We start from the raw sequence: 5,689 nt of genomic DNA on the forward strand, positions 1-5,689 counted from the left end.
CGTCAATTAATTACGGGTCTACCAGCGAAAATCTTCAACTTGAACTGGAAGCGGGTGATTATTTTGCACGTGTATATGAATTAGGAAGCCCGACACCATATGACCTCGTTTTAATTCCCACATCCACCAGCCCATCTCAAATTCCCACCAATACCCCTTCAGTATCTTTCACAACACCCGGCGCTGACGACACTGACCCAGGAAACCCCGTTCCGGGAGCAAACGAAAATAGCGAGAATACCATCAACGGCGAGACATTCTCTGTATTGAGTAACGGCAATGACACCCAGACACTTTCTGCGGGTCAAACCAAAATCCTGGCTCTATCCGGTAACGACAATATAACAGGTTTGGCAGCGGCAGAGTGGTACAACGGCAACCAAGGCGCAGATACTATCAACGGTGCGGGTGGTGCTGACACGATGTTTGGGGGTAAAGGTTCCGATCAGTTGAATGGGGATGATGATAATGATCGGCTCTTTGGAAACCTCAACAACGACGTTATTCAGGGTGGAAATGGTGATGATGTCCTGTTCGGCGGTCAAGGGGATGACGCGATTTCTGGCGGTGCAGGAAATGATATTTTGCTCGGCGATAAAGACTCAGATATGCTGAGTGGAGATGCGGGTGCTGATACTTTCGTTTTACCGGGAACTAACGCAGCAGCAACGACTCTGGCGGATGCCGATGTGATCATGGACTTTGAGGAGGGTACTGACAACATTATGTTACCTCTCAACGTTAACTTTAGCGGTCTTAACCTTGAGCGTGTGAGTTTAACAGTTCAGGGTGGAACTTCTGACTCTACTTCTATCGAACAAGGCGGGACATTCCTGGGTATTGTTCGGGGAGTCACTCCAGACCAACTAACTGCTGATGATTTTATCGAATTTAATACCGATTCTTTCTTGGGTTAGAGCGATCGCATAACACCTAAAATATCAAAGCAAAGGGTAGAGTATTCTCTATCCTTTTTTTGTAGTTCAAAGTGGGTTGGATTGAACCGCAGTCCAACTTAATCTTGAATTTTATACAGTTAAGAAGGCGATCGCGATTGTGTTCATTTAAAAGCTTACCCTTGCAAAGCTGACGGATAGAGCTTAAACTTATTGTTGTCTGGGCTGGTATGATTTAAAAAGTAAAGTCAAAAGTTAGAGAAACAGCGATGAGCTTGGTCATTTCAGATGAGATTGTCAAAGCAAGCGGTTTATCAGAATCCGAATTATTACTGGAAATCGTACTCATGCTTTTTCAACAGGAGAAAATTAGTTTGGGGAAAGCAAGCGAGTTGATGGGAGTGCATCGGATGCAGTTTCAAAACCTACTTGCAGATCGAGATATTTGCGTTCACTATAATGTAGCTGAATTTCAAGAAGACCTCAAAATTATAGAGGAAACGGATCGGTAATGATCATTGTTAGTAACACTTCTCTTCGTCTAATTACAAATTTTCCCACTCATCTTGTGAAATCCCTGCTTGCATTAAAATTCGTTTGAGTAAACCTTTGCTAATATCTCCTTGATGGGGATTTGGAATCCGAAGTCGTAAACTATCCCGCACCATAAACTGATGTTTTCCACCCGAATAGGGGCCTGAAAAACCCGCAGCTTTTAATGCTAAAATCAACTGACGACGGGATATAGGGCCGAAAGGTGGCATTAAGCAATAGGCTCCACTTTCAAACTGACTCCATCAAACTCTGGCAATTTGTGACCCTGAGCAACACCAATTAATATCCATTCTTCTAGAACTTCCAATAGTTCATTACGGCATTCTTCTAAAGTGTTTCCAGTTGCCCAGACTCCTGTAGCGCCCGGAATTGAACCGTAAAAACCTTCATTATCTTCGAGTATTTCATACTGCGCTGTCTGCATTGCTTTTTGAATATATTCTTGAATCATTTTTCCAGTTTCATGTCTCGGTTGAACAATTGATGGGTTAACGACAATATAGCAGTGTGAAATAATTCGGAAAAATCCTACCCGTTTACAGCCCCCATTATTGGGGGTTTGGGGGCTAAACAATTTTCAAATGATTAAAGAATTGCTATATAACCCATCTTATCCTTGAACTGATAGTTTTACAACTCGTCTGGATTAATGCCTTGCGATCGCAATATTTCTGCTAATCGTTCGGCTCGTTGGCGTTGTTGTTCTAATTCAAGTTCTGCACGTTCAGCCCGTTGTCGTTCATTTTCAGCGCGTTGTCGTTCATTTTCAGCCCGTTGATATTCTTGTTGTCGAAATTGATCGAGTTCTACTGGAGTTAAAAACTTTTGTCCATCTGGTCGATAAATTTCCAGTCCGGTTTCTGTTAATTCAAAGCGAATTTCTAGGCGAGGACTCACCCAACCGTTAATCTGTTCAATGGGTTCTAACCAATTTTCTATTCGTTGTAATCCTGTTAATTCTTGTTTTTTAGGATCATAAAGATAATATTCTTCAACTCCATATCGTTGATAAAATAACAACTTTTCAGCCATTTGTTTGGCTCGATTTCCAGGGGAAATAATCTCAAAGACAACCTGGGGTGTAATATTATTTTCTTCCCATTGTTGATAAGAACCTCTATCTCCTTTGGGACGACCAAAAACCACCATGACATCTGGGGCTTGACGAATTTTGTTATTTCCTTCAACCGGATACCAGAGTAAATCGCCTGCAACAAACACATCTGCAACGGATGCGAATAGGATTTCTAGATTTTCTTTGATCGTAACAATCCAGCGAAATTGTTGAGTATTATCTGCCATTGGTTGACCGTCACTTTCTGGATAGATAATTGGGGTTTGAGTTTCTGGTGTCAGTTGGTGTACCATGATCGCTTAAAATATAGATTGCCAAGGCTTCATATTTATTATGTACGATTCTAATTTATTACTAGCATTTGAATTTACGTCCCCCGGCCCGATTATGATTCAGTTGGGGCCAATCGCCATTCGTTGGTATGGTTTTTTAATTGCATCGGCGGTATTAATTGGCGTGACACTCTCTCAATACCTCGCCAAACGTCGCCAGGTTAACCCGGATTTAATTGGAGATTTAGCAATTTGGTTAGTGATTGGGGCGATTCCCTGTGCCAGACTTTACTATGTGGCTTTTGAGTGGGAAAATTATGCTGATAATCCGGCAAGTATGTTCGCCATTTGGCAAGGCGGAATTGCAATTCATGGTGCTATGATTGGTGGGATAATTGCGGCTTTAATTTTTGCAAAAATTCAGAAAGTTTCTTTTTGGCAATTGGCTGATTTACTGGCTCCTGCTGTCATTTTAGGTCAGGCGATTGGGCGTTGGGGAAATTTCTTTAATTCGGAAGCGTTTGGTAGTCCGACTGATTTACCCTGGAAACTTTATATTCCCTTACAAAATCGTCCGCCTGAATATGCCAATTTTGAATATTTTCATCCGACGTTTCTCTATGAATCCCTGTGGAATCTTGGCGTTTTTGCGTTGTTGTTGAATCTATTTTTTCGAGGACTTAAAGGAAAACCACCCTTAAAACTGGGAACGATATTTTTAGTGTATTTTGCGGCTTATAGTTCAGGTCGAATTTGGATTGAAGGACTACGAACAGATAGTTTAATGTTTGGGCCGTTGCGAGTGGCTCAACTGGTTAGTTTAAGTGGTATTCTGTTAGGATTAGCAGGTTTAGCGTGGCTTTATTTGCTCAATCGTTCTTTACCGGATGTTGTTTCACCCAACCAACAGCGAGATAGATCCTAAAGAAAAATCCCTAGATCATTTGATCTAGGGTTTCAACCAGGGTGCATCTACCATTATTATTATCGAGTTCAGTTGGCGAATATCCGGACAGTAAAACTCAACAAAAAAAATGCCCCAGATTTAAAAATCCGGAGCTTCAACCAGGGTGCATCTACCATTATTATTATCTAGTTCAGTTGGCGAATATCCGGAATAATAGGTAATTTAAAAAAAAATGCCCCAGATTTAAAAATCCGGAGCCTCAACCAGGGTGCATCTACCATTCTCTTTATCTAGAAAAGTTTGCTAACATCCGGAACAGTCCGACAAAATTTTTGATTTTTTGGAATTACGAATGAACACACAAACGACCAACTCACTTCAACCTGCTGTTTACATTGTCGGTGCAGGGCCAGGTGATCCTGAGTTGCTGACGGTGAAAGCGCAACGACTTCTAGCGCAGGCGGATACGATTTTGTATGCAGATTCCTTGGTGCCTAAACAAATTTTACAGGGCGTGCGTTCTGATGCGGAACTGATTGCTACAGCCAACAAAACCCTTGAAGAAATTGTGCCGATGATGATTGAACGGGTGCGCCAAGGGCGTTCTGTGGTGCGTCTGCATTCGGGTGATCCGAGTTTGTACAGCGCGATACACGAACAAATTCATCAATTAGCGGAAGCAGAAATAGCGGTTGAGGTGGTGCCTGGAATTAGTGCTTATCAGGATGCGGCGGCGAAATTGCAGGTGGAATTAACGATACCGGAGTTGGTGCAAACGATTATTTTGACTCGTTTTAGTGGGCGGGCGACATCGGTTCCTTCTCGGGAGGCTTTGGCGAGTTTGGCGGCGCATCAGGCGAGTTTGTGTTTATATTTGAGTGCGCGTCATGTTGAACAAGCCCAGGAAGAATTGCTTGAACATTATCCGGCGTCAACTTCTGTGGCAATTTGTTATCGTTTGGGATGGCCGGATGAAAAAATTCGCATCGTTCCGTTGACGGAAATGGCAAAAGTGACAGTTGAAGAAAAGTTGATTCGGACAACGCTTTATGTGATTAGTCCGGCACTAGGAAAGGGGAAAACAAACACGCGATCGCAATTATATCATCCTCAGCATTCCCATTTATTTCGCCCAAATTCCAAAAAATCTCAGCAAGTTTAGGGCGAAAAATCCGCCCGTAGGGGTGCCAGCGGTCTGGTAACTCGGGGCGCAAGCAAGAGCGCCCCTACAAATGGTTTTAAAGATTTGGGGTAAGTGGTTGTCAGCACGCTGTAAAGCTACTTTCAATATATTAAAAAATCAGTAAAAACACGGATAATTTACCCAAACCCTGGATTGATCCGTAAAATCACTTCAGGTTTACAGAATAATTTTTACCGCACCTAATAAACCTAACACATTACCTAACATTCCCTCCAAATTACCTAATAAAAATTCTGAAAACTCCTAACAGTTGTTAGGTGACATTTGAATTCCGGGTTTTTTAAGATATAAATATCAGTTCAATAAATTTCAGCTTATTCAGGAGAATTTTTCATCATGCCTCCAACTTATGTAACATTATTTGATGCAGAATACGGCAGCAACGAAGATATTAATATCGACCCGGTGATGAATTGGGATGGTACACACAATGCCTGGAGTGGTTTAACTGGTGAGCCTTATCTTTACGTTCCCAACGATCCGTTCTTTGTCGGTGACGATGCTTTGTTAGACATCAATGAAGGTGTTTTTCACGGGGTTGAATATGATTTGTGGGGCAGCCCGATGGTAGATTTTGCTGGAGATCCGATGTTCATTGATATTAGTCCTGACTTCACTCTGCCTCCTATTTCTGTTCCCAGTTCTGTTCCCGGTTATGTAACATTATTTGATGCAGAATACGGCAGCAACGAAGATATTAATATCGACCCGGTGATGAATTGGGATGGTACACACAATGCCTGGAGTGGTTTAACTGGTGAGCCTTATCTTTACGTTCCC

8 protein-coding genes are annotated in these 5,689 nt (G+C 42.2%); 5 read left to right on the plus strand and 3 right to left on the minus strand.

The window, feature by feature from the left end:
• Together VB836_RS18155 and VB836_RS18160 are read left to right on the plus strand one after the other, a co-directional pair.
• Positions 1-917: calcium-binding protein (locus tag VB836_RS18155; protein ID WP_323221290.1), on the plus strand; the 917-nt coding region annotated here is incomplete at its 5' end.
• A gap of 248 nt (positions 918-1,165) precedes the next feature.
• The gene (locus VB836_RS18160) at positions 1,166-1,408 is read left to right on the plus strand and encodes a UPF0175 family protein (protein WP_323221292.1); all 243 of its coding nucleotides are present in this window, start codon (positions 1,166-1,168) and stop codon (positions 1,406-1,408) included.
• Positions 1,409-1,441: 33 nt separating this feature from the next.
• Here VB836_RS18160 and VB836_RS18165 read toward each other — a convergent pair whose 3' ends face one another.
• Genes VB836_RS18165 through VB836_RS18175 form a run of 3 tightly spaced genes read right to left on the minus strand, consistent with a single transcriptional unit; the run spans position 1,442 to position 2,819 of the window.
• Positions 1,442-1,660 (minus strand): type II toxin-antitoxin system HicA family toxin, encoded by a 219-nt coding sequence (locus VB836_RS18165; RefSeq protein ID WP_323221294.1) that lies wholly within the window; start codon positions 1,658-1,660, stop codon positions 1,442-1,444.
• Positions 1,660-2,025 carry a type II toxin-antitoxin system HicB family antitoxin gene (locus VB836_RS18170; RefSeq protein WP_323221296.1) on the minus strand — a complete coding sequence of 122 codons (366 nt, stop codon included), beginning with the start codon at positions 2,023-2,025 and terminating at the stop codon, positions 1,660-1,662. The genes VB836_RS18165 and VB836_RS18170 overlap by 1 nt, the downstream gene beginning before the upstream one ends.
• A 56-nt stretch (positions 2,026-2,081) precedes the next feature.
• On the minus strand, positions 2,082-2,819 hold the full coding sequence (locus tag VB836_RS18175; RefSeq protein WP_323221298.1) for a Uma2 family endonuclease: 738 nt from the start codon (positions 2,817-2,819) through the stop codon (positions 2,082-2,084).
• 40 nt (positions 2,820-2,859) lie between these two features.
• Here VB836_RS18175 and lgt point away from each other — a divergent pair, with 40 nt between their 5' ends.
• The 3 genes from lgt to VB836_RS18190 all read left to right on the plus strand — a co-directional run.
• Positions 2,860-3,723 carry a prolipoprotein diacylglyceryl transferase gene (gene lgt, locus VB836_RS18180; protein WP_323221300.1) on the plus strand — a complete coding sequence of 288 codons (864 nt, stop codon included), beginning with the start codon at positions 2,860-2,862 and terminating at the stop codon, positions 3,721-3,723.
• Between the two features lie 334 nt (positions 3,724-4,057).
• Complete coding sequence (cobM, locus tag VB836_RS18185; protein WP_323221302.1) at positions 4,058-4,867, plus strand: precorrin-4 C(11)-methyltransferase; 810 nt, start codon at positions 4,058-4,060, stop codon at positions 4,865-4,867.
• Between the two features lie 378 nt (positions 4,868-5,245).
• Positions 5,246-5,689: hypothetical protein (locus VB836_RS18190; RefSeq protein ID WP_323221304.1), on the plus strand; the 444-nt coding region annotated here is incomplete at its 3' end.

The sequence above is a fragment of the Limnoraphis robusta BA-68 BA1 genome (assembly GCF_034932365.1).
GTDB classification, from domain to species: domain Bacteria; phylum Cyanobacteriota; class Cyanobacteriia; order Cyanobacteriales; family Microcoleaceae; genus Capilliphycus; species Capilliphycus robustus.